Here is a 23,787-nt window from a genome sequence, read left to right on the forward strand (position 1 = left end):
ATGGCCCGTTATCGTGGAGCTACCTGCAAACTCGCCCGTCGTGAGGGTGCAGATCTCAGCCTGAAGAGCCCGGCGCGCGCGCTGGACTCCAAGTGCAAGCTGGAAAACAAGCCCGGCCAGCATGGCGCCAACAAGCGCATGCGCATGTCCGATTACGCTAACCAGCTGCGTGAAAAGCAGAAGGTCAAGCGCATCTACGGCGTGCTCGAGCGTCAGTTCAGCAACTACTACTCCAAGGCGTCGACCCTCAAGGGCAACACCGGCGAGAACCTGCTGCGCCTGCTCGAAAGCCGTCTGGACAACGTTGTTTACCGCATGGGTTTCGCGGTCACCCGCGCCCAGGCCCGTCAGCTGGTCAGCCACAAGGCTGTGCTGGTCAACGGCAAGAAGGTGAACATCCCCTCGTACCAGGTCCGTCCGGGCGACGCGGTTGCACTGACCGAGCGTGCGCGCACTCAGCTGCGCGTGCAGGAAGCGGCAACCGTGTTCGACACCATGGACCTGCGTCCGCAGTGGGTCGAAGTCGACAGCAAGAAGTTCGAAGGTACGTTCAAGTCGATGCCGGACCGCGGCGATCTGCCGACCGACATCAACGAGAGCCTGATCGTCGAGCTCTACTCGAAGTAATCAACCGGAGCCCTGCATGGCAGTTTCGTCAACTAGCGTGCTGCGCCCTCGCGGCCTCAGCGTCGAGCAACTCGGAGCCAACCGCGCCAAGGTGGTGGTCGAGCCGCTCGAGCGTGGTTTTGGCCACACCCTGGGCAACGCGCTGCGCCGCGTGCTGCTCTCCTCGATCCCTGGCTCTGCCATCGTCGAGGTGGAAATTGATGGCGTGCTGCACGAGTACACCACCCTGGAAGGCCTGCAGGAGGACGTCATTGAAGTCCTGCTCAACCTCAAGGACGTGGCGATTCGCCAGCATTCGGGTGATGAAGTCACCCTGACCTTGTCCAAGAAGGGCAAGGGCGTGGTCACCGCCGGCGACATCGCCGTCGACCACTCGGTGGAAATCATCAACCCCGAGCATGTGATCTGCCACCTGACCAAGGACATTGCCCTCAACATGCGTTTGAAGGTGCGTCGCGGCGTCGGCTACCAGCCGGCCAGCTCGCGCCAGCATCCGGATGACGAGGCTCGTCCGATTGGCCGCCTGCAGCTCGACGCGTCGTTCGCGCCGGTCCTGCGTGTTGCCTACGAAGTTGACGCCGCTCGCGTTGAGCAGCGCACCAACCTCGACAAGCTCGTGCTCGACATTGAAACCAACGGCACCATCGGTGCGGAAGACGCGGTTCGTAAGGCCGCTGAAATCCTCAACGACCAGCTGTCGGTGTTCGGTGACTTCTCGCGTCGCGAGAGCGCCACCGACAAGGCGGAGAAGGGCGGTTTCGATCCGCTGCTGCTGCGTCCGATCGACGATCTGGAGCTCACCGTGCGTTCGGCTAACTGCCTGAAGGCCGAGAGCATCTACTACATCGGCGACCTGGTGCAGAAGACGGAAGTCGAACTGCTCAAGACGCCGAACCTCGGCAAGAAGTCCCTGACCGAAATCAAGGACGTGCTGGGTGGTCGTGGTCTCGCGCTCGGTATGAAGCTTGAAAACTGGCCGCCGCCGGGTCTGTCCCACGGCATGCAGCTGGGTTAAGTGTTTTGGCGGTCGTTCGCGACTGCCGGCTGTAACGGCAAACTGGCGAGCGTACTTCGGTGCGCTCGCCAGCTGCTAAAGCGGTATCAAAACCGCATGATGTTTTGGGTGACTACTTTGGTCGCCGGTATTGGTGCTCTGACGAGTGTTCTACCCTCGGATTTTGCAGACACCTGAAACGGCCAGCTTGGCCGTCTTGCTCAATAAGAGCCCGTAGTACCAAGGGCTTCATCAGCGGGTAACCGCGGGAAGTCGGACCTAACCGCCGGCTTTTCATAACAACAGACATAGAGAGTATTGCCATGCGCCACCAGAAATCCGGTCGCAAGCTCAACCGCACGAGCAGCCACCGCGAAGCCATGTTCAAGAACATGGCCGCGTCGCTGATCAAGCACGAGCTGATCCGCACCACCCTTCCCAAGGCGAAGGAACTCCGTCGCGTCGCCGAGCCGCTCATCACGCTCGCCAAGACCGATGGCGTTGCCAACCGTCGTCTCGCTTTCGCGCGTCTGCGCGACAAGCAGGCCGTCGGCAAGCTGTTCGTCGAGCTGGGTCCGCGTTACCAGACCCGTCCCGGCGGCTACCTGCGCATCCTCAAGTGCGGCTTCCGCCCGGGCGACAACGCTCCGATGGCGTACGTCGAGCTGGTCGATCGCCCGCAGACCGACGAAGCTGCCGAGTAATCGGTAGCAACAAGTGTTTTGCAAAACCCTGGCAGGGCAACCTGCCGGGGTTTTTGCTTTTTGGGGCAGGGAGTGGGAGTGCTGCCATGGGACGCGCAAGCGCCTCGGCGTGGCATTTCAGCTGACCGCGGCCGCGGGGAGTTGCGGTTTGGCGAGCACGCCGCCGACCTGCGACTGCGCCACCAGCGCGTGGGTGAATCGGCAGGGCTGACAGGGGCGGGGCAAGCGGGTAATGTCCGCTTTCGCATTGCAGCACAGTCAGGTCATGAACCCTTTCCGTTGGTCGTATCGCGCCACCTGCTTCGCCGGTTTCTTCATCTGCGTGGCTCTGCTGGGCTTTGCCCTGTACGCCGAGCACGTGCTCAACATGATCCCGTGTCCGCTGTGTATTTTTCAGCGCATCGCCTTCATGGTGATGGCCGTGTTTTTCCTGCTCGGCGGCTTGCATGCACCGCGCGGGGGCGCGCGCTGGATTTATACCGGTGGCGTCCTGCTGGGCGCCCTGGGCGGCATCGTCACGGCGGCGCGCCATCTTTGGCTGCAGACGCTGCCTGCCGATCAGATTCCCGCATGTGGCCCGAATCTCGGCTACATGATGGATACGTTCCCGTTCGCCAAAGTGCTAAAACTGGTGTTCACCGGCTCGGGCGAGTGCGCCAAGATCGAACCGGTGCTTGGCCTGCCCATGCCGGCGTGGACGCTGATGTGGTATGTGCTGCTGGTGATCGCGGCGGTCGTCGCCGCCACACGCAAGCGAGTCTGAGCAAGGTCGTTTTCTATGTCGCAGGTCATGCCCGTCAAGCCTTCACCCTCTGCAGATCTGGAAGGCTGGTCGCCACAAAGTTGGCAGGGCCGCCAGGCGTTGCAGCAGCCGCTCTATGAGGACGCCGCCGAACTGGCGCGCGCCACCGATCAGCTGGCCACGCTGCCTCCGCTGGTCACCTCGTGGGAAGTGCTGTCCCTCAAGAAAGCGCTGGCCGAAGCGCAGGAAGGGCAACGTTTCCTGCTGCAGGGCGGCGATTGCGCCGAGAGTTTCGCCGACTGCACCAGCCCGATCATTTCCAACCGGCTCAAGGTGCTGTTGCAGATGAGCCTGGTGCTGGTGCATGGGCTGAAGAAGCCGGTGCTGCGCGTGGGCCGGTTTGCCGGCCAATACGCCAAGCCGCGCTCGACCGATCACGAGACGCGCGATGGCGTGACCCTTCCGAGTTTTCGCGGCGACGTGGTCAATGGACCGGAGTTCACGCCTGAAGCGCGTCGAGCCGACCCGCAGCGCCTGATTCAGGGGCATGCGCATTCGGCGCTGACCATGAATTTTGTGCGTGCGCTGATCGATGGCGGTTTTGCCGATCTGCACCATCCTGAATACTGGGATCTGGCCTGGGTCGAGCACTCGCCGCTGGCGGCCGAATATCGCCGCATGGTCGCGGCCATCGGAGATTCATTGCGTTTCATGGAAACGCTGGCCGGGCCGATTGCCGGTTTCTCCCGCGTGGATTTCTTCACCTCGCACGAAGCGCTGTTGTTGCACTACGAGCAGGCGCTGACGCGCAAGGTGCCGCGGCACCAGGGTTGGTTCAACCTGTCCACGCACTTTCCGTGGATCGGCATGCGTACCGCGGCGCTCGATGGCGCCCATGTTGAATATTTCCGTGGCATTCGCAATCCGATCGCGGTGAAGGTGGGGCCCTCGGTCACGCCGGATCAATTGCTGCCCGTCATCGATGCCTTGAACCCGGAAGACGAGCCCGGCCGCCTCACCTTGGTCCACCGCATGGGCAATGGTCTCATCGGCAGTGCACTGCCGCCGTTGCTCGAGGCCGTCAGGCGGGAAGGGCGCCGTGTGCTGTGGGTGGCCGATCCCATGCATGGCAATACCGAAACCACCTCCAATGGGTATAAGACGCGCCGTTTCGACAATATCCGGGGCGAGCTGGACCAGGCCTTCGATATCCATGCGGCCTCGGGAACGCGACTGGGCGGCGTGCATCTGGAATTGACCGGCGAAGACGTGACCGAATGCATGGGTGGCGCCCGCGATCTCAACGAGGCGGATCTTGATCGCGCCTACAAGTCCATGGTCGACCCGCGGCTCAACTACGAGCAGTCGCTGGAGCTGGCCATGTTGATCGTGCGCAAATCCGTCGGCTCGTCGCCGCGCTGACCGGCTGTGCGCGTGAACCTGCAAAAAAAGATGTGAAAATCAGCGCCCGGCCCCGTCGCCGGGCTTTGTTTTTGCATGGAGAACGGCAAAGGCCCGCGACTGCCGCGATGCAGCGCGTTGCGTAGGACGTTTCCTGCGACAATCGGCGACTCGCTGACGGCCCGATCTCACCGCTCCGCAACGCCTGGATCGGTCTCACGCGTTTATTGAAACAGGGGTTTGGCACCACTCGATGGGCACGGCAACGAAAGAATACGGCGACGCAGGGAAACGTGCGGCGCTCCACGCAAAGCTTCGCCAGGTCGGCGTTGTCGTCGCTTATGCGGTGGGTTTCTCGCTGCTCAAGGAAATCTCCACGTCCCACTGGAACATGATTGCCGGCCTGCGCCTGCTGTGTCTGCTGGTGGTGCCGTATCGCTACTGGCCGGCCATGATCATCGGCGAGACGATCCCCCTGATCGGGCTGGGTTGGGCCTACCATGACCGTTTTGGAACACTCTGGGCACTTTCGGTCACTGTGTCGCCGATGCTGGTGACCGCACCGGTCATTGCCTGGTGCCGGCGCCGCGTGCCTGTGTGGGCGGACGGCCGGGTGAACATCACCGCGATCATGACCTGCATTCTTGCCGGCAGTACCGTCAGCGCTCTGGTCAATAGCGCTTCGTTTGCCACGATGACGTTCCGGGCAAGCGAAAAACCGCATCCGCTGACCGTGCACACGGTGCTCGAGTATTTCCTGGGCAGTTACCTTGGTGCGCTGACCCTGGTTCCGCCAGTATTCGCCTGGCTGAGTTGGTCGGGTCGGCAGGTGGTGGGTGCCCCCTCGATTAAGCGAGATGCATTGATCGATTGCCTGAAGGGCGTGGTGCCGTCGCTGCTGCTGCTGATCTGGCTGGCCTCGACCCAGCTTGGCGATGAGGTGGTGGCCGTCGCCCGCATGGCCATGTTCCTGCCAGTGGCATGGCTCACCCTGCGCCTGGGCTGGCAGGGTGCGGCCATCGGTGGCCTGCTCGCCAGCATCGCCGTCGAGCTCACCATGACGGTGGAGCGCGACCCGGCCGTCATGCAGGCGCAGGCACTCATTTCCTTCGCCGTCTCCAGCTTGATCATGCTGGGCGCACGCCTGGCGCCGAAGTCGGTCGGTGATCAGGACGGGCGCCTGGAAAGCAACGAGAGCCTGCGTGGATTCCTGTTGGCGCAGCAAGGCCTTTATCAGGAGGAGTTGCGCCTGCGCCACGTGGCCGAGTCGCTCGATCGCCTGGGCCAGTCGATGCGCGATGGCCAGCACCGCATGATGGAGCGCCTGCGGCCGGTGCTGCCGGCCAGCATGGAGCAGACCTATGCACGGCATCTGGATCTGACCCAGCTGGAAATGCAGCGCCTCGCCGACGCCCTGCATCCGCGCGCGTGGCGTGAACATGGTTTGGCGGCGACCTTCGAGAGCGGTCCATTGTCGAAGGCCGCCTCGCTGGTGGGCGCGGCCTACAGCTGCACGCTCACCGGCAGCGGCCTCAACCTGCTGGCGCCCGACGTCCACATGATGCTCTACCGCCAGGCCTGCGAAGTGCTGGTGTACATGCTGGCGCGCGAGCCGATGAAGCGCGTGCGCGTACATATTCGCGGCGGCTGCTCGCACGGCCGGCGCTGGGTAGTGTTGCGCATGAGCGCCGTTCGCTCGGCGCCTGCGCAGCGCGGTCGGCCAGTACCCGAATGGCGCCAGCTCGTATCGCTGCTCGGCACCAATGGACAGGGCATGGCCACCGTGCGCGAACGCGCGCTCATCTACGGTGGCGTGGTGCACGAACGCGAGAGCCAGGATCATCTTGGGGTGACCCTGCTGTTGCACGACGCGTTGCGCGTCGACACGCCGGCTTCGCTGCAGATGCCGCCGCTGGATCGAGCGGTGTCGGCCTGACCCACACGGGAAATCGACAGCACCGGGATCAAGCTTGTGCGGCATGATGTCGCTAAATCGCGCCGTCTGATGGTTTGATCCTGCACAGCGTGGATGCGCGCCTATAATCGACCACCGTTGCGGCGCGGCACGTTCTCGCCGCGCACTCACGCGTAGGTCGGGGAAACATGAAAACCCTTTCAGCGAAGTGGTCGCAGGCCGGGCGCGCATGGGGCGCATGGATGGCGTTGATCTTGTTGGCGCATGTTGGCCTGGCCCACGCACAGGACGCGCCGCATCCTGTTATTCCCGACACGCTGCAGCAACGCATTGCTGCATGCACCGCCTGCCACGGCGCGCATGGTGAAGGCACGCCGGAAAGCGGATTTTTTCCGCGCCTGGCGGGTAAGCCCGCCGGCTATCTCGCGCGCCAGCTGAAGGATTTCCAGCTGGGCCTGCGCAAGTACGGTCCGATGGAATACACCGTGCGGCAGCTCAGCCCCGAATACATGCACGAGATTGCCGAGTACTTCGCCGCGCAAGAGGTTCCTTACGCGCCTTCACCGTTGCCCCGCATCACCGCGCAAGCGCAAGAGCGCGGCGAAACGCTGGTGCTGCATGGTGATCCGTCGCGCCAGATTCCCGCTTGCCAGTCTTGCCATGGCAGTCAGCTCACCGGCGTGCAGCCCGATATTCCGGGACTGGTCGGCTTGCCGTACGACTACCTGAGCTCGCAGCTCGGCTCATGGCGGACAAAAACGCGAGCGATGACGGCACCGGACTGCATGGCGGAAATCGCCAATCGCCTGAGCGACTCGGACATCACCGCCGTGTCGGCATGGCTGGCCAGCCGTGCACTGCCGGCCGACATGCACGCGCAGGCGCCAGGGTCGGTGACGCCGCCGCTTCGTTGTGGCGTGCTTGGCGACAAGGGAGACGGCGCATGAAGCGCATGGCAATCATCGTTGTCGTGGTTCTGCTGCTGGCCGGTGGCTGGTGGTGGTTCCAGCATGAGGCGCAGCCTTCCGTGGCGCCATCCACCAGCAGGGCCGATACAGCGAGCTTGAAGGATCCGGCGCTGATCGCGAAGGGCGAATACCTCACAGCGGTGGGTGATTGCGCGTCGTGCCACACCGCCCAAGGTGGCGAGCGTTACGCAGGTGGACGCGTGCTGCCGACGCCGTTCGGCAATATTCCCTCGCCCAATATCACGCCTGATCACGCGACTGGGTTGGGTGACTGGAGCTTCGAGGATTTCTGGCAGGCGCTGCACAGCGGCAAGGGACGCCAGGGTGAATTGCTGTATCCGGTGTTCTCCTATACCTCCTACACCAAGGTGTCGCGCGACGATGCGTTGGCGATGTTCGCCTATCTGCAATCGTTGGCGCCCGTGCATGCGCCAGCGCAACAACCGACGCTGGAATTTCCATACAGCGTGCGCAGCGGGCTGAAGGCGTGGCGCGCGTTGTATTTCCATGAAGGCGAGTTCCAGCGCGATGCGTCGAAATCCGATGCATGGAATCGCGGTGCATATCTCGTGCAGGGCTTGGGCCATTGCAACGAATGCCATGCACCGCGCGATTCCTTGGGCGGGCAGGAAGGCAAGGCTTCGCTGGCCGGCGGACAGATTCCCGCGCAAAACTGGTACGCGCCGGATCTGAGCATGCAAGCCAATGGCGGCCTTGCCGGCTGGAGCGAGCAGGACATCGTCGATCTGCTGAAGACGGGTCAGTCCGCGCGCGGCACGGCGTTTGGCCCCATGGCCGACGTGGTGATGCAGAGCACGCAGCATCTGCACGATGAAGACCTGCGTGCGATCGCCACCTATCTGCAATCCTTGCCGCCGCGGGCCGCAACAAAGTCGCAGGAATCGTTGCTCGACACGCACGCCATCATGGCGCAGGGCGCGAAGGTGTACGAACAGCGTTGCGCGGATTGCCACGGCAAGGACGGCAACGGCGTGGCGGGTGTCTATCCGCCGCTCAATGGCAATTCTTCGGTGAATGAGCCGACCGCCATCAATGCGATGCGCGTGGTCCTGCTGGGCGGATTTGCGCCTGTGACCAAGGGCAATCCGCGGCCTTATTCGATGCCGCCGTTCGCGCAGCAATTGAGCGACGCCGATGTTGCGGCGGTGGTGACCTACATCCGCAGGTCGTGGACGAACTCCGCCTCGGTGGTGATGGAGCGCGACGTCGGCAAATACCGCCACACGCCGATCGACTGATCGGCGCTGCGCGTATCACGCCGGCGCATCTGCGTGGCCGGCGACCTTGCTGATGCAGCCGGCACCGACAAGTGCTGCGCGAACCGCCTGGTCGAATGGCGTATAGAGCTCGTTTCCAAGGAACGCCTTGAGCTTGGCATCGTCGAGCTGGACGCGGTCGCGCCACAGATAGCGCATCTTGCAGAGCTCGCGCATGGTTTCGTTGAACGGCGAGGCGAGCTGCGCCAGCCACCAGGGAAAACGCCCAGCCTTGATCGTGTCGTCGCCGGCGGCATGACGCACGGCGTCGAGCATGGCGTGCCCGTCGACCCAGTAGCCGCCGAAATGAAAGCGCTCAAACGGTGCCAACTCCGCTTCGCGATCGAGGAGGCGTGCCAGCGTCTGAGCGACATCCGGCAAATAGGCCCAGCTATGGCCGATGCTGTAGTCGCCGGGATAAGCGATGCGCGTGACCGGCTTGCCGGCCTGCAGCAAACCCTGCGCGAACCAGTTGTTGCCGGCGCGCGGTCCAAAGAAGTCACCGCAGCGAAGCACCAGCACGTGGGCACCTGTCTGCGCGGCGGCCTGCAAACGGCGCTCCATCTCGACGCGGATCTCGCCCTTGCGGGTGCGTGGATGCTGCGGCGCCTTCTCGCCAAGCAGGGGAAAGGCGTCCGGACCGTAGTTGTAGACGGTGCCCGGCAGCACGATGCGGGCGCCATTCGCCTGGGCGGCGGCGATGGTGTTGTCCACCATGGGCAGCACCAGTCGGTTCCAAGCCTTGTAACCCGGTGGATTCACGGCGTGGACGATCACCGCCACGCCGGCCGCGGCCTCGAGCACGTCGGCGCGCTGCATGGCGTCGCCGATGCGCCAGTCGATGGTGTTCGGACCCGCTTCCGGGACCTGGCGGACCAGAGCGCGCACGCGCCAGCCGCGTCGCAGCAGGGCCGTGCAGGTTTCCTGGCCAATCCCGCCGTTGGCGCCGATCACTAGAGCCGTACGCTGTGATTGCATGACAAGTCCTCGTTGGGGAGGGCCACAGCTTGCGAGCCCGGCAGCTAAAAGAAAATTGCCGATCGGCGAAGATCTGCTATAAAAATATGCATGGCCAACGTGGAACCCGGTTGGGAGCTTTATCGGTCTTTTCTCGCCGTGATGCGGGAAGGCAGCCTGTCGGGTGCGGCCCGCGCGCTGGACATGACCCAGCCCAGCCTTGGGCGCCACATGCGTGAGCTGGAATCGACGCTGGGCGCGGCGCTGTTTGCCCGGTCGCCGCAAGGCCTGGTGCCCACGGAGCTGGCGCGGGAGCTGCTGCCGCACGCGCAGGCCATGGCCTCGGCCTCGGCTGCGCTGCAGCGTACGGCCTCAGCTGGTCGTGGCGAGGTCAGTGGCACAGTGCGGCTGACGGCGAGCGAGGTGATCGCCGCCGAGGTGCTACCGTCGATGCTGGCCGACTTCCGCGAACGCCATCCGGGCATCGTGATCGAGCTGGCGCCGTCCAACCAGGCCGCCGACCTGCTGCGACGCGATGCCGACATCGCCATCCGCATGCACCAGCCCACCCAGGACGCGCTGATCGCCCGTCACGTGGGGCGCGTGGAATTGGGCATGTTCGCCCATAAGCGCTACCTGGAATCGCACGGCTTTCCGCAGACGCTGGCGGAACTGCCCGGGCATGCGTTGATCGGCTTCGATACCGAAACACCCTATATCCGTCGGCTGCGTCCCCAGGGCGTGCCTTATGCGCGGGAACACTTCGCCCTGCGCACGGACAGCGATCTGGCCGCCCTGGCCGCGATTCGCGCGGGCTTCGGCATCGGCATCATGCAGGTGAACCTGGCGAAGCGGGATGCACAGTTGATCCGGCTATTCCCGGCCGACGTGTCGCTGGCGCTGGAGACCTGGGTGGTGATGCACGAGGACCTGCGTCCCAGCCTGCGTGTGCGGCGCCTGTTCGATCATCTGGCGTCGGCGCTGGAGAGCTACACGCAGGCCTAGCGCGCCCTTACCAGGGCAGCGAGCGCGCGCCAGGGGGCAAGATCCCAATGGCCTCTCGCCTGGCCAGACGGGGAGGGCAGCACAAACAGCTGCGTCGGCCCGTAGCGTTCTTCCTGCAGGCCATAGTCAGCCGCGCGCCCGAGCGCGGCACGTGCGGCGGCCTTGCTGGTGAAGGCCAGCACGCGGGGCGCATGGCGTTCGATGCGCTCGCGCAGTGCTGCTGCATCAAAAGCGTCCCGCGGCAGCTCATCGTCATTGCCCACGTGATGCTTGGCCAGATCGGTCAACCCGATGCCGAGCGCAGGGAGCTGCGGATACTCGGCCGGCGCAAACAGCCGCGGCGTCAGCGCCACGGCGTGCAGCGCGCGCCAGAACAGGTTGCCCGGATGAGCGTAGTAGGCCGCCTGCTCGGCCGAGCGTCGCCCGGCAGCGGTGCCGCAGAACACCAGGTCCAGGCCGGGTCGCAGCAGATCAGGAAGGATGGGATCGGGCATCCGGACAAGCATAGCCCGCCGATTCCTGCGCAGCTAATGGAACACTCGCCGGTACATGAAATCCCGTGATTTGCGCGCTGGTTGGCGACGTGGCGGAGCTCGCGCGGCCTAGCCTCTTTCACGCATCGACAGTGTGCGCATGCAGCCGTTATAAAGATCGTCCATGCATTGGAGTCACCGGTGAGCGAAGAAATCCTGATCAACGTGACCCCTCGCGAGACACGCGTCGGCGTGGTTGAAAACGGCATGTTGCAGGAGGTGCACGTCGAGCGGGCCTCCCGCCGCGGCTATGTGGGCAATGTGTACAAGGGGCGCGTGCAGCGGGTGATGCCCGGCATGCAGGCGGTGTTTGTCGATATCGGACTGGAGCGTGCGGCTTTTCTGCATGCCTCGGACATCGTGCGTCCGCCCGTGCCGGCCGCCGCCGAAGGGGCGGAGGTGGCGGCAAGCGGCAACGGTCATACGCCTTCGATCAGCGAACTGGTGCACGAAGGCCAGGAGATCGTGGTGCAGGTGGTCAAGGACCCGATCGGCACCAAGGGCGCCCGGCTGTCCACCCACTTGTCGATTCCTTCGCGCTACCTGGTGCTGCTGCCGTATGCGCGCACGCTGGGCATTTCGGCCCGGGTCGAGGAGGAGGCCGAGCGCCAGCGCCTCAAGGAAGTGCTCACCTCGCTGATTGGCGAGAACCCGCTGGGCTATATCGTGCGCACCAATGCGGAAGGGCAGACCGCCGAATCGCTGGCCTTCGATGTCACCTACCTGGGCAAGGTCTGGCGCGTGGTGCAGGAGAACATCGTCAAGGCCAAGGTCGGCGAGCGCGTCTACGAAGAGCTGTCGCTGCCGCTGCGCAGCCTGCGCGACATGCTCAACGACGATATCGAAAAGGTGCGGGTGGATTCGCGCGAGACCTTCGAGAAGGTCGTCAAGTTCGTGCACAAGTTCATGCCGCAGCTGGACGACCGCATCGAGCACTATTCGGGCGAGCGCCCGATTTTCGACCTCTATGGCGTCGAAGATGAAATCCAGCGCGCCCTGAAAAAAGAAGTACCGCTCAAGTCCGGCGGCTACCTGATCGTCGACCAGACCGAGGCGATGACCACCATCGACGTGAATACCGGCGGTTACGTCGGTACGCGAAATCTGGAGGAAACCGTTTACCGGACGAATCTGGAAGCAGCGCAGGCCGCCGCACGCCAGCTCCGACTGCGCAACCTGGGTGGCATCATCATCATTGACTTCATCGACATGACCGACGAGGAGCACCGGCGCCAGGTGCTGCGCATGCTCGAAAAGGGGCTGCTGCGCGACCACGCCAAGACCACGGTCTACCCCATGTCGGCCCTGGGCCTGGTGGAAATGACGCGCAAGCGCACCACCGAAAGCCTGGAACGCCAGCTGTGCGAACCCTGCCCGGCCTGCAGCGGGCGGGGCACGCTCAAGACCGCCGAAACCGTGACCTACGAGATCTTCCGTGAGATCACCCGGGCCGTGCGCCAGTTCAACACCGAAAAACTACTGGTGATGGCCAGCCCGAACGTGGTCGGCCGCATCCTGGAAGAAGAGTCCGCCGCAGTGGCCGAACTGGAAGAGTTCATCTCCAAAAGCATACGCTTTCAGGCCGAGGAGCATTATTCGCAGGAACAGTTCGATGTGGTTCTTCTGTAAGACGCGCCGCCCCGCGCTTCGCGTCGCGAGCCAGTCGTGAGCGCACCCTGGTTGAAACGTACTCATTTCTGCGCCCGGGCTGTCGCCTGGGTGGTCGGCGTGGCCGTGATTTCGCTGGCCGTGCTGATGGGACTGGCCCAGCTGCTGTTGCCGCTGCTGGCCAAGCACCCTGCATGGGTGGAGACGCAGCTGGCCGCCAAACTGCATCGTCCGGTGACCTTCGAGTCGATGGAAGGTCGCTGGCAGCCGTCCGGTCCCATGTTCGTCATGCGTGGCGTCACCATCGGGTCGGGCGACGGCGGTGCGCCGCTGCAGATTCCCGAAGCGGAACTCAAGCTTGATCCGGGTGGTTGGTTGCTGCCATCGCGCCATGTGGTGAACCTGCATGCGCGTGGCCTGCAGTTTGACCTCAGCCGCGATACCGATGGCACCTGGCACGTCAACGGCTTTGGCCTGGCGGGCGGTGGCGAGCGACAGAAGCCGGGCTTCAACCAGTTGTCGATCGGTTTGTCGCTGAGCGATACGCGGCTGGATATCACAGATAACCGCATCAATCGTCATTTCACCTTGCTGGCCGACCAGCTGCGCCTGAGTCGGCAGGGCAGCCGCATTCGCGTCGGCGCCTTGTTGCGTCGTGAAGGGTCGCCGGGCCAACTGCGTGGCGCCGGCAATTTCAGCGACGACGGTTCGGACGGCAAGCTGTGGATCAGCGGCAGCAATCTTGACCTGCACGCCTTGTCCACCGGCATCGATATGGCCGGCTATACGGCCGACAGCGGCAGCGGTTCGTTCGAAAGCTGGCTGGATTGGCGCGATGCGCGCGTGGTGCGCAGCCTCACGCGATTTCATCTGAGCGATCTGAAACTTGGCAATCCCGATGGCGCCACCGCCAGCGCGGAGGGCCTCGATGGACTGGCCGAAGTGGCCATCGGCAAGGACAGTTACACCATACGCTGGGCGGCGGATGACGGCGGTATCGCCGTAGCTGCGCTGAAGGGCATGAACACCGATCAGGCCAGCGTCGATGTCGTTGCGCGCAACCTGCAACTGGCGCCGCTGGTGCCCTGGCTGGCGCTCAAGCCGCAGTTGTCGCCGGGCCTGGCGCAGTGGGTCGGGACGGGAAAGCCGCGCGGCCAGATCACACAGGCGCAGTTCGGCTGGAATCACGCTGAAGGTTTGCGCTCGCTCGACGTCTCCTTCGACAACGTGGCGATCAACCCGGTCGGCAAGTTGCCCGGTATCGATGGCATCCACGGCGAGTTTCGTGGCGATACGCAGGCGATGGCCGTCTCGCTGCCGGCGCAGGCCACGGTAGTGCGCTTTCCGCACACCTTCCGCGAACCGTTCGTGATGTCGAAGCTGGGCGGCGATGTGGCGTTCTGGCGCGATGACGACGCGTTGCATATCGGCACGCAGGCATTTGCATTCGAAGGCGCGGGGTTCGGCGGCGAAGCGCGTGGCGAAGTGGCGTTGCCCAATGAGGGTGGACGTCCATTCATGGATCTGTACGCCACCATCTCCCATGCCGATATCGTCGCCGCCAAGCTGTTCTGGCCCGTGGATTCGATGTCGCCCGCCGCTGTGCAGTGGCTGGACCAGGCATTGGTCGACGGCAAGATGGATCATGCCGATGTGCTGGTGCGCGGCGACCTGAAGGATTGGCCGTTCCACCACAACGAAGGGCGCTTCGAGGGACGTGCCGAGCTCAGCGGGTTGGAGCTCAACTATGGCCGGGACTGGCCGCATGCGCAGAACGTCACGGCGGTCGCCAACTTCATCAACGGCGGCATGTTGGTCGAAGCCAGTGCCGGCGAGTCGCTGGGCAACAAGGTCGAACGCGCGGTGGCGATCATTCCGGAACTTGGCCACAGCGTGCTCGACCTCAATGTGAGCGGCAACGGCACGGGCGCCAGCATGATGGACTTCGTGCAGCGCAGCCCCATCGGCATCCATCACGCGGACACCTTGTCCAAGCTGCGGCTGGGCGGCAGCGGCGATTTCGATTTCCACCTGTCCTTGCCGGTGGCGGACTCCAGCAACTTCATCCTCGATGGTCGTGCGCAATTGAAGGGCGTGGATTTCGACGCGCCGGAGTGGAACCTCAAGCTCGACAAGCTCACCGGCCCGGCGACTTTCGACAAGGCCGGTTTCCACGCGGGGCCGCTTGATACGAGTTTCCGCGGTCAGCCGGCCAAGCTGGATCTGGCCATCGCCGGCGCCACCGGGCAGCCCAATACGGTGCTCTCGGCCAAGCTCGCTGGCCGTTTCAGCATGGCCGAGCTCACCCAGGGTTACAAACAGCTCGACTGGCTGAACCAGGTAGCGGATGGGCGTAGCGACTTTACCGTCGGTTTCAACATCCTCACGGCGCCGGGCTCGGCCGCCAGCACGCAGCAATTGAGCGTGGATTCGATGCTCAATGGCATGACGCTCGATTTCCCCACGCCGTTGAAGAAGTCGGCCGAGGGGACGCTGCCGCTGCATGTAGAGATGAATCTGCCCATGCAGGGCAGCGACGTGCAGCTGAGCGTGGGGCAGGTCGTACGCGCACGCTTGCGTCTTCCCCAGAACGACAGCCAGTCGCTGGCAGCCACCTTCGCCTTTGGCACGAAGGCGCCCGATTCGGTACCCGACAAGGGTATTCGCATACGAGGCCGACCCGGCAAGCTCGATGTGACTGGCTGGACGCAGTACGCCTCGTCGGGCAGCAGTGCCAACGGCCCGGGGCTGGAGAGCATCGATGTGACGGCCGAACAGGCGATGGTGTTTGGCCATCCGTTTGCCGATATGCACCTGCTCGCCAGCTCGCAGCCGGATGGCCTGGTCGTGGACGTCGACAGCGCCGGGCTGGCGGGTCGTTTCAATATTCCGCTGGCCGATCTCACGCGCCGCGGCGTAACTGCGCGATTGCAGCGCCTGTACTGGCCCAAGGATGTAGTGACGCCGAAGAAGCCTGCCGGTGGCGCCACCGATGCAACGTCGGCGCAGAGTACGGCTGCACAACCGGGCGCCAGCGCGTCAGCCGCGCCGCCCAATCCAGCCGTCACCGGCATCACGCCGTCGGCGCTGCCGCCGTTCCATCTCTGGGTGAACGACCTGCGTTTCGGTGATTCCAAACTCGGCGAAGCCCGGCTGGAAACGTGGCCGACCGACAAGGGCATGCATATCGACCAGCTACGCACCTTGTCGCACGGCGTGCAGATCAACGGTGTCGGCGACTGGAACGGCACGGCGAACGACAGCCACTCGCACATGCGCTTCGATTTTGCCGCCGAGAACATGGGCGACATGCTCGGTGCCTTCGGCTATGAAGGATTGCTAGCCGGCGGCAAGGTCCGTTCGCAGCTCGATGCCACCTGGCCGGGCGCACCCTCGGCGATGGAGCTGGGCAATATGGACGGCAAGCTGAGCATCAACATCACTGACGGTCGCATGCCTGAAGTGACGCCCGGCGTGGCGCGCCTGTTCGGCCTGGTGTCCGTGCTGGAACTGCCGCGTCGCCTGTCATTCGACTTCGGCGATGTGTTCGGCAAGGGTCTGGCCTTCGACGCCATTTCCGGCGATTTCAAATTGGGCGATGGGAACGCGAACACCGACAATCTGCAGATACGCAGTCCGGCAGCGGAGATCTCCATCACCGGGCGCACAGGCCTGCGTGCCAAGGACTATGACCTGCAGGTGCTTGCCATACCGCATGCCGGCAACAGCTTGCCGGTGGTCGGCGCGTTTGTCGGTGGGCCGATCGGTATTGCCGCCGGCTTCGTGGCTCAGGGGTTGCTGGGGCACGGCATCAATCGTTTCGCCAGTGCGCGATACAAGGTCACCGGCAGCTGGGACAAGCCCACGATCACCTTGATCGAGAAGAAGGATGTGCCGGTGCCGCCCGCGTTGGCCGCGCCGGGCGCCGCCACCTTGCCGGCGCCGGCGAGCAGCAGCGCGCGATAGCCCTCACTTGTAGGAGCGCACTTGTGCGCGACCGCTTTGCACGGAGGGCACGGCCGGCTGGTGGTCGCGCACAAGTGCGCTCCTACAGGTGTGGTTTCACGCCGACGGTTCTCGCGGCTTCGTACTTCCCCGAAACGGAAACAGCTGCTGGCGCACGAAGCCATCAGGCATGTAGTCGCCGACCACGCCGTAGCTTTCCGGAAACTTCTTGGTCGACTTCACCGCCGTGCCAAACAGGTAGTCGAGAAACGCGTAGTGCGCGGCGTAGTTCTTGTCGATCGCCTCGTCGTCGGAGGCGTGGTGCCAGTGATGGAAGTCCGGCGTGACGATCACGTACTTCAGCGGGCCCCACGGCAGATGCACGTTGGCGTGATTGAACACGGCCTGGAAGCCGACCACGATGATGTACGCATTCATCACACCCTCGCTGAAGCCCAGGATGTAGAGCGGCGCCAGCACGGCCACACGCGTGACGATCAATTCCAGCATGTGCTGGCGCGAGCCGGCCAGCCAGTCCATCGTCTTCACCGAATGATGCACGGCGTGGAAGCGCCACAAGAACGGCACCTCGTGATACGCGCGATGCGTCCAGTACTGCGCCAGGTCGGCCACCAGGATGCACACCAGCAGCTGCGGCACGAACGGCGTGTGCTGCACGAACTGCTGGAAGTCGCTGCGCACCAGCCAGCCGAACAGGTGATGCAGCAGAAAGTTCACCACCAGCAGGGCCAGGCCCACGATGAAGTGATTCACCGCGAAGTGCTTCAGATCGGTCTGCCATTCCTTGCGGAACAGCGTCTGGCCCTTGTACAGCGGAAACAGCTTCTCGATCACCACGAACACCAGGGTGGAACCGAGCAGGTCCAGGATGAACCAGTCCAGCCCGATGTACGGCGTGTGGTCGGGAAAGTCGCCCACCGGCACGCGCGAACCGCCCAGTGCGGTCGCGCCGATCACCAGGGCGAACGCCACCATGCTGAGCCGGCGCGCGCGGCCCAGGATGATGTTGGCCAGCGACATGCCGCCCGCGACTAGCAGGGCGGCCAGCAGCAGCTGGCGCAGCACGTCCACGGAATACTCGTGCCGCAGGTCGGGGGTGGTCAGGTATTGGGGAAAGTGGAAGGCCAGTACCGCCAGCAGGCTCAGGAAGCCCAGCGACAGCGCGATGACGCTGCTCACCATGCCCTGGCCCGGCTTGAGCTGGCCGTCCTTGTGCAGCAGCTCGCGGGCTTCCTCGATGGGTGCCTTGATGGTGCGGTCGATCACCTTGTGGGCCAGCGGCTGCCGGGGCGTATCGCTCATACGTGTTCCTTCACATGTGCGTCATCGATGGAAGGCCGCATCGTAACCGTTGGCCCGGCCCGGCTCTATCAGACGAGGCTTTAAACGCCCGGCGAGTGGCCCCAACTTGCTAAAGTCCCCCTTTTGCAAACGGCACCGACTTCATGGATTCCCTGATCGCGCAGGCAGAACGCCGCCTGCTGTCGCCGGGCGGCCTGGCCGCCACCGACCTAGACCGCGTCTTCAACCAGTTGATGGGCCCCTCCATCGACGCCGCCGACCTGTATTTCCAGCATTCGCGCAGCGAGTCCTGGGTGCTGGAGGAGGGCATCGTGAAGGATGGCAGCCACTCCATCGAGCAGGGCGTGGGCGTGCGCGCAATCAGCGGCGAGAAGACCGGCTTCGCCTACTCCGACGAGATCGTCCTGCCGCAGCTGCTGGAAGCCTCCAAGGCCGCCCGTGCGATTGCCCAGGGTGGCAATGGCGCCGGTAAGCCGCTGGCCCTCAACGGCGCGCGCCAGCTGTATCCGGCGATCGATCCGGTCGAAAGCCTGCCCAATCCCGACAAGATCGCCCTGCTGCGCGAAGTGGACGCCTATGCGCGCTCCCGCGATCCGCGCGTGAAGCAGGTCATCGTCAGCCTGTCGGCCACCATGGACACGGTGCTGATCGCCGCCTCCGACGGCACCCTGGCCGCCGATGTACGCCCGCTGGTGCGCATGAACGTCACCGTGATCGCCGAGCAGAACGGCCGCCGAGAGCAGGGCAGTTCGGGTGGTGGTGGCCGCTATGGCTATCGTGAGCTGATCGAAAATGGCCGCGCCATGGGCTTCGCCGATGAGGCCGTGCGCGGGGCGCTGGTCAATCTGGAAGCCGTCGACGCGCCCGCCGGCAGCATGCCCGTGGTGCTGGGGCCGGGCTGGCCGGGCGTGCTGCTGCACGAAGCGATCGGCCACGGCCTGGAAGGCGACTTCAACCGCAAGGGCAGCTCGGCATTTGCCGGCCGCATCGGCCAGCGCGTCGCCGCGCCGGGCGTCACCGTGGTGGACGACGGCACGCTGTCCGGACGCCGCGGCTCGCTCAGCGTGGACGACGAAGGCACCGCCACCGAATGCACCACGCTCATCGAGGACGGCATCCTCAAGGGCTATATGCAGGACAAGCTCAACGCGCGCCTGATGGGCATGGCACCCACCGGCAACGGTCGCCGCGAATCGTTCGCGCAACTGCCGATGCCGCGCATGACCAACACCTACATGCTCGCCGGCCAGCACGATCCGCAGGAGATCATCCGCTCGGTGAAAAAGGGCTTGTACGCCGTGAATTTCGGTGGCGGCCAGGTCGACATCACCAATGGCAAGTTCGTGTTCTCCGCCAGCGAGGCCTACCTGATCGAGGACGGCAAGATCACCCGTCCGGTGAAGGGCGCCACCCTGATCGGCTCCGGTCCCGACGTGCTCAACCGCGTATCGATGATCGGCAACGATCTCGCGCTGGACGAAGGCGTCGGCGTATGCGGCAAGGATGGCCAGAGCGTGCCCGTGGGCGTGGGCCAGCCGACGCTCAAGGTCGATGCGATGACGGTGGGCGGCACGGCGTCCTGACGCCGCTGCAGAGCCTGCCTGCCGCCAGTCTGCGGCTATATCGATAGAACAAAAGCTCATTTCGCTTTGACGAGCCGCAGCCGGACAGTGTCCGCTGCGGCTTTTCCCGTTGGCCGCCCGGACGTCTGGACGTCCGGTTCATCTTTCGGTGAGGGGCGGTGCGATGAGCGAAGCGACACGAGTTCTGCCGGGCCAGGCCCGCGCCCAGGCGGCTGCCGCCACGCGCACCGCGCGGTGGGGCGTGTTCTCCAACGAAGACTGGTGGTCGGTGTGGATCGGCTTGCTGGTGATCGTGGTGGCCTGGGCGCTGTTTGCCAACGGCAGCAGCCTGAAGTGGCTGGCGGTGGCGCCGGCCAAGTGGAAGACGCTGGCCGAAGCGTGGCAGGGCGTGGTCTCGCACGCACCCAACTATCTCGCGCTGTTCGCTGCGTTCGCGCTGCTGTTCGGCACGGGACTTGCGGTGCTCGGGCAGTCGCTGACGCGTTTTCTGCCCGCCTTTGCGATTCTGTTCGTGGTGTCGTTGCTGATCTTCAGTGCTTCCGCGTGGGTCGAGGCTTCGCGCTACAACCTCGAGGCGCCCTTGCTCGCACTCGGACTGGGCCTGATCGTTTCCAACACGGTCAAGTTGCCCGAGTGGTTCCAGTCGGGGCTGCGGGTGGAGTTCTACATCAAGGTGGGCATCGTGCTGCTCGGTGCGACCTTGCCGCTGACCCTGCTGTTCTGGGCCGGTCCGGTGGCGGTGGGGCAGGCGACCATCGTCTCGCTCGCCACGTTCTTCACCATCTTTCTGGTCGGCAAGTCCCTGGGTCTCGATAAGCGATTCGCCGCCGTGCTCGGTGTGGGTGGCGCGGTATGCGGCGTTTCCGCGGCGATTGCGAGCGGCGGCGCAGTGCGCGCCCGTCGCGAAGATACCTCGGTAGCCATCACGCTGGTGGTGGTGTGGGCCATCGTGATGATTTTCGTGCTGCCGTTCGCGTCGCGCGCGTTGGGTTTGTCGACGCCGGTAGCCGGCGCCTGGATCGGGACGTCCGAATTCGCGGATGCGGCCGGCGTAGCGGCGGCACAGGCTTACGGCGATGCTGCGCGCAACGCGGGCGGTGCCATTGCGGGTGCGCCGGATGCTGCCGTGCAGGCGTTCACGCTGATGAAGGTGGTGGGCCGCGATATCTGGATCGGCATCTGGGCCTTCGTGCTGGCGTGGGTTGCCACGACGCGTTGGAACACTTCTGACGATGGCGTGCAGGCGAAGGCCGATGTGCGAGAGATCTGGGCGCGCTTTCCGAAGTTCGTCTTTGGTTTCGTCATCGCCTCAGCCCTGGTCACGTGGATCGCCAGCCACTATTCGCTGGTCGACTATCGCAAGGTGGTCACGCCGGATCTGGTCGCGCCGATCAGCACGCTGCGTACCTGGGCTTTCACGCTCTGCTTCTTGAGCATCGGGCTCACCACGCGGCTGCGTTCGCTGACAGCCACTGGATGGCGTCCGCTGGCGGCGTTTACCGCGGGCGTGGTGGTGAACGTGATCATCGGCTACGTGCTGTCGGTGCACGTGTTTGCGAACTATTGGAACGGACTGGGCGGATGAGCGCGGTAGCGACACTCGCGGCGTGTTGCGCGCAATGTCGTCATCGTTGCGATGACCCGCGCGAGACGGAGCAGCGTGTGCCGGGATTGACGTCGTTCGGCTCGGCGTATGGCGCGAGTATCGGGGCGAGTGCGTTGTGCGAGGTGCACGATTGCTTCGTGTCGCCGCGAGATACGTGCGGGCGGTTCAGTGCCGTTGAAGACTGAGGCGGGTTGAGTCGCGCACAGGGTGCGCTCCCACGAGGTGACTTCGATCCTGTGGGAGCGCACGCTGTGCGCGACTCACGCTGGCCTCAATCCTCGTTTTCTTCCGGCGCGTCGTCTTCGTTTTCGTCGACGGCCTCGTCGGTGCGGCTGCCTGCCGCCAGATCCTTCAGCAACTGATAGATCTCGCGATACGCCCGCGGCGGCTTATTGCCGTCTTTTTCGATCTTGGCCTGGCGCACCAGCGAACGCAGGTGCTGGCGGTCGACATTCGGATACTGGGCGATCACCTCGCTCATGGCGTTGTCCGGATCGCTCAGCAGGCGATCGCGGGTGGCTTCCAGGCGGTGCATGGCGGCCGTTTCCTGCCGTTGGCGATCGCGGTTTTCGCCGAGTGCGGCCCTGACGCCTTCAAATACGCTGGCGTCGTGACGGCGCATCACCTTGGCCAGAAATGCCAGCTGTCGCTTGCGCGCGATATGCGCGGTGATGCGGCGTGTGTTGGCGATCTCGCGCTCCACATCTTCCGGCAGCTCCAGCTTGGCCAGCTTGCTCGGCGGCAGCTCGAGCAGTTGGACGGCCAAGGCCAGCACGGCCAGCGCGTCCTTGCGTTGCTGCGTGCGGGTCGGGCCGTAATCGTGGTCCGGATTGTCGGTGTAAGTGCGATTCACTGGGGTATTCCAACAGATGGAGCAAACGCTCAGGGGGCAGCGATGACGCCGTCGAGCAGGTCCGGTTCGGCCTGTTCCAACGCGAAGCGGGAAATCGGCTCGCCCTCCAGCTCCACGGTTTCGCAGAACATGGCGGCGGGACGCACCCACAGGCCGTAATCGCCATAGAGCGCCTGGTAGACCACTACCTCTTCCATCGTTTCGCTGTGCCGGGCCGTGCCCAGGACGCGGTAACGCTGGCCTTTGTAGTGACGGTAGATGCCGGCTGTCAGTGACATGGCGTTCTCCGCGACGCTCCGTTGCTTTCGGGTGTGCGACCCCCACTTTCGGAGGTGCGCGGCTAGGACCGCGTATTCTACCCGTTCCCCGCTTGCCCGTAGGAATCGACGCGTGACCCAGCTCAGCCCCACCCAGGACCGCAGCAACGACGAACTCGACCGCCTGGCCCAACTGGCCGAGGACGTGATTCGCCGGGCCCGCGCCGCCGGCGCCAGCCAGGCCGAGGTGGCCGCCAGCATCGACACGGGCCTGAACGTGAACGTGCGCCTGGGCGAGGTGGAAACGGTCGAACACACGCGCGACCGCGGTTTCGGGCTTACCGTGTACTTCGGCCAGCGCAAGGGCTCGGCCAGCACGGCCGACCTCAACCCCGATTCCATCCAGGCCACGCTGGAGCAGGCCTGCGCGATCGCCCGCTACACCGAGGAAGATCCGGCCGCGGGCCTCGCCGACGCGTCCCGCATGGCCACCCAGTTCCCCGACCTGGACCTGTGGCACCCGTGGCGCATCGAGACCGACCAGGCGATCGAGCTCGGCAAGCAGATCGAGGACGCCGGTCGCGCCCACGCGGGCATCACCAACTCCGACGGCGCCAGCGTGCAGATGGGCGAAAGCCTGGCCGTCTACGCCAATTCGCATGGTTTTGTCGGCCGCGAGCGAGGCACCCGCCACTCGCTGTCCGTGGCGCTGATTGCCGGCGACGACGACGGCATGCAGCGCGACTATTGGTACGACAGCGTGCGCTCGGCCGAGGATTTCATCAGCGCCCAGGCGCTTGGCGACAAGGCGGCGCAGCGCACGCTGGCCCGGATGGGGGCACGCTCGCTGTCCACGCGCCAGTCTCCTGTGCTGTTCACGCCGGACGTGGCGCGCGGGTTGATCGGCCATCTGATTGGCGCCGTCAGCGGTGGCGCGCTGTATCGCCGTGCCAGCTTCCTGCTGGACCACGCCGGCAAGCAGGTGATGCCGTCCTGGATGAATATCGTGGAGCGTCCGTTCGTGATGCGCGGCCAGGGCTCGGGCTCGTTCGATGCGGAAGGCGTGGCTACGCGCGACAGTTCGCTGATCGAAAACGGCGTGCTCGCACGCTACGTGCTTGGCAGCTATTCGGCGCGCAAGCTGGGGCTGGAATCCACCGGCAATGCCGGCGGCATCCACAACATGATCGTGCAGCCCGGCCAGGATGATTTCGCCGGCATGCTCAAGCGCATGGGCACGGGTCTGGTGGTCACCGAGGTGATGGGGCAGGGCGTGTCCACCATCACCGGCGACTATTCGCGTGGCGCGGCCGGCTTCTGGGTGGAGAACGGTGAGATCGCCTACCCGGTGGAAGAGATCACCATTGCCGCGAACCTGCGCGATATGTACGCCAATATCGTGGCGGTGGGTGCGGATGTGGATCACCGCTCGCACCTGCTGACGGGCTCGATTCTGCTGGAGCAGATGACCATCGCCGGAGAGTGACTA

Annotated in this window: 19 protein-coding genes; 14 read left to right on the forward strand and 5 right to left on the reverse strand. The window is 64.6% G+C overall.

Translation table 11 applies throughout. The features are described from left to right. From rpsD to AB4Y82_RS20170, 8 genes are all read left to right on the forward strand, one after another. Positions 1–627 (forward strand): 30S ribosomal protein S4, encoded by a 627-nt coding sequence (gene rpsD, locus AB4Y82_RS20135; RefSeq protein ID WP_046972894.1) that lies wholly within the window; start codon positions 1–3, stop codon positions 625–627. 16 nt (positions 628–643) lie between these two features. Continuing rightward, a complete protein-coding gene (locus AB4Y82_RS20140) occupies positions 644–1,642 on the forward strand; it encodes a DNA-directed RNA polymerase subunit alpha (RefSeq protein ID WP_441605438.1) in 999 nt (332 codons plus the stop codon). Between the two features lie 302 nt (positions 1,643–1,944). Continuing rightward, positions 1,945–2,325, forward strand: a complete 381-nt coding sequence (gene rplQ / locus AB4Y82_RS20145) for a 50S ribosomal protein L17 (RefSeq protein ID WP_121881660.1) — start codon at positions 1,945–1,947, stop codon at positions 2,323–2,325. 265 nt (positions 2,326–2,590) lie between these two features. After that, positions 2,591–3,088, forward strand: a complete 498-nt coding sequence (locus tag AB4Y82_RS20150) for a disulfide bond formation protein B (protein ID WP_441605439.1) — start codon at positions 2,591–2,593, stop codon at positions 3,086–3,088. Positions 3,089–3,103: 15 nt separating this feature from the next. Continuing rightward, positions 3,104–4,489 (forward strand): class II 3-deoxy-7-phosphoheptulonate synthase, encoded by a 1,386-nt coding sequence (locus AB4Y82_RS20155; protein ID WP_441605440.1) that lies wholly within the window; start codon positions 3,104–3,106, stop codon positions 4,487–4,489. Between the two features lie 232 nt (positions 4,490–4,721). Then, on the forward strand, positions 4,722–6,404 hold the full coding sequence (locus AB4Y82_RS20160) for an MASE1 domain-containing protein (RefSeq protein ID WP_441605441.1): 1,683 nt from the start codon (positions 4,722–4,724) through the stop codon (positions 6,402–6,404). Positions 6,405–6,625: 221 nt separating this feature from the next. After that, on the forward strand, positions 6,626–7,330 hold the full coding sequence (locus tag AB4Y82_RS20165) for a c-type cytochrome (protein WP_441605459.1): 705 nt from the start codon (positions 6,626–6,628) through the stop codon (positions 7,328–7,330). Beyond that, positions 7,327–8,610 (forward strand): c-type cytochrome, encoded by a 1,284-nt coding sequence (locus tag AB4Y82_RS20170; RefSeq protein WP_441605442.1) that lies wholly within the window; start codon positions 7,327–7,329, stop codon positions 8,608–8,610. The genes AB4Y82_RS20165 and AB4Y82_RS20170 overlap by 4 nt, the downstream gene beginning before the upstream one ends. A 15-nt stretch (positions 8,611–8,625) precedes the next feature. Here the strand turns inward: AB4Y82_RS20170 and AB4Y82_RS20175 are convergent, their stop codons facing one another. Further along, the gene (locus AB4Y82_RS20175; protein WP_441605443.1) at positions 8,626–9,606 is read right to left on the reverse strand and encodes an NAD-dependent epimerase/dehydratase family protein; all 981 of its coding nucleotides are present in this window, start codon (positions 9,604–9,606) and stop codon (positions 8,626–8,628) included. A gap of 90 nt (positions 9,607–9,696) precedes the next feature. Between AB4Y82_RS20175 and AB4Y82_RS20180 the strand changes: the two genes are divergently transcribed. Then, positions 9,697–10,590 carry a LysR family transcriptional regulator gene (locus AB4Y82_RS20180; RefSeq protein WP_441605444.1) on the forward strand — a complete coding sequence of 298 codons (894 nt, stop codon included), beginning with the start codon at positions 9,697–9,699 and terminating at the stop codon, positions 10,588–10,590. On the opposite strand, the gene AB4Y82_RS20185 is transcribed toward AB4Y82_RS20180, so the two are convergent. Then, positions 10,587–11,096 carry a mismatch-specific DNA-glycosylase gene (locus tag AB4Y82_RS20185; protein WP_441605445.1) on the reverse strand — a complete coding sequence of 170 codons (510 nt, stop codon included), beginning with the start codon at positions 11,094–11,096 and terminating at the stop codon, positions 10,587–10,589. The two genes, AB4Y82_RS20180 and AB4Y82_RS20185, sit on opposite strands and share 4 nt — an antisense overlap. Positions 11,097–11,264: 168 nt before the next feature. Here AB4Y82_RS20185 and rng point away from each other — a divergent pair, with 168 nt between their 5' ends. Then, complete coding sequence (gene rng, locus AB4Y82_RS20190) at positions 11,265–12,752, forward strand: ribonuclease G (protein WP_441605446.1); 1,488 nt, start codon at positions 11,265–11,267, stop codon at positions 12,750–12,752. A gap of 51 nt (positions 12,753–12,803) precedes the next feature. After that, positions 12,804–16,697: a YhdP family protein gene (locus AB4Y82_RS20195; RefSeq protein WP_441605447.1), complete on the forward strand. Its 3,894-nt coding sequence runs from the start codon at positions 12,804–12,806 to the stop codon at positions 16,695–16,697. A 96-nt stretch (positions 16,698–16,793) separates the two neighbouring features. On the opposite strand, the gene AB4Y82_RS20200 is transcribed toward AB4Y82_RS20195, so the two are convergent. Beyond that, positions 16,794–17,999 (reverse strand): sterol desaturase family protein, encoded by a 1,206-nt coding sequence (locus tag AB4Y82_RS20200; RefSeq protein WP_441605448.1) that lies wholly within the window; start codon positions 17,997–17,999, stop codon positions 16,794–16,796. 143 nt (positions 18,000–18,142) lie between these two features. Here AB4Y82_RS20200 and tldD point away from each other — a divergent pair, with 143 nt between their 5' ends. Together tldD and AB4Y82_RS20210 are read left to right on the forward strand one after the other, a co-directional pair. Beyond that, complete coding sequence (gene tldD / locus AB4Y82_RS20205; RefSeq protein WP_441605449.1) at positions 18,143–19,582, forward strand: metalloprotease TldD; 1,440 nt, start codon at positions 18,143–18,145, stop codon at positions 19,580–19,582. A gap of 163 nt (positions 19,583–19,745) precedes the next feature. Continuing rightward, positions 19,746–21,167 (forward strand): YeiH family protein, encoded by a 1,422-nt coding sequence (locus AB4Y82_RS20210; protein ID WP_441605450.1) that lies wholly within the window; start codon positions 19,746–19,748, stop codon positions 21,165–21,167. 292 nt (positions 21,168–21,459) lie between these two features. Here AB4Y82_RS20210 and yjgA read toward each other — a convergent pair whose 3' ends face one another. Together yjgA and AB4Y82_RS20220 are read right to left on the reverse strand one after the other, a co-directional pair. Further along, the gene (gene yjgA / locus AB4Y82_RS20215; protein WP_441605451.1) at positions 21,460–22,041 is read right to left on the reverse strand and encodes a ribosome biogenesis factor YjgA; all 582 of its coding nucleotides are present in this window, start codon (positions 22,039–22,041) and stop codon (positions 21,460–21,462) included. Positions 22,042–22,070: 29 nt separating this feature from the next. Further along, entirely contained in the window at positions 22,071–22,319 is a 249-nt protein-coding gene (locus AB4Y82_RS20220) for a DUF1653 domain-containing protein (protein ID WP_046972880.1), read from the reverse strand. A 112-nt stretch (positions 22,320–22,431) separates the two neighbouring features. Between AB4Y82_RS20220 and pmbA the strand changes: the two genes are divergently transcribed. Beyond that, positions 22,432–23,784: a metalloprotease PmbA gene (gene pmbA, locus AB4Y82_RS20225; RefSeq protein ID WP_441605452.1), complete on the forward strand. Its 1,353-nt coding sequence runs from the start codon at positions 22,432–22,434 to the stop codon at positions 23,782–23,784. The last annotated feature ends 3 nt before the right edge of the window (positions 23,785–23,787 follow it).

The organism is Dyella sp. 2YAF14 (assembly GCF_052114725.1).
In the GTDB taxonomy this organism is placed as follows: domain Bacteria; phylum Pseudomonadota; class Gammaproteobacteria; order Xanthomonadales; family Rhodanobacteraceae; genus Dyella.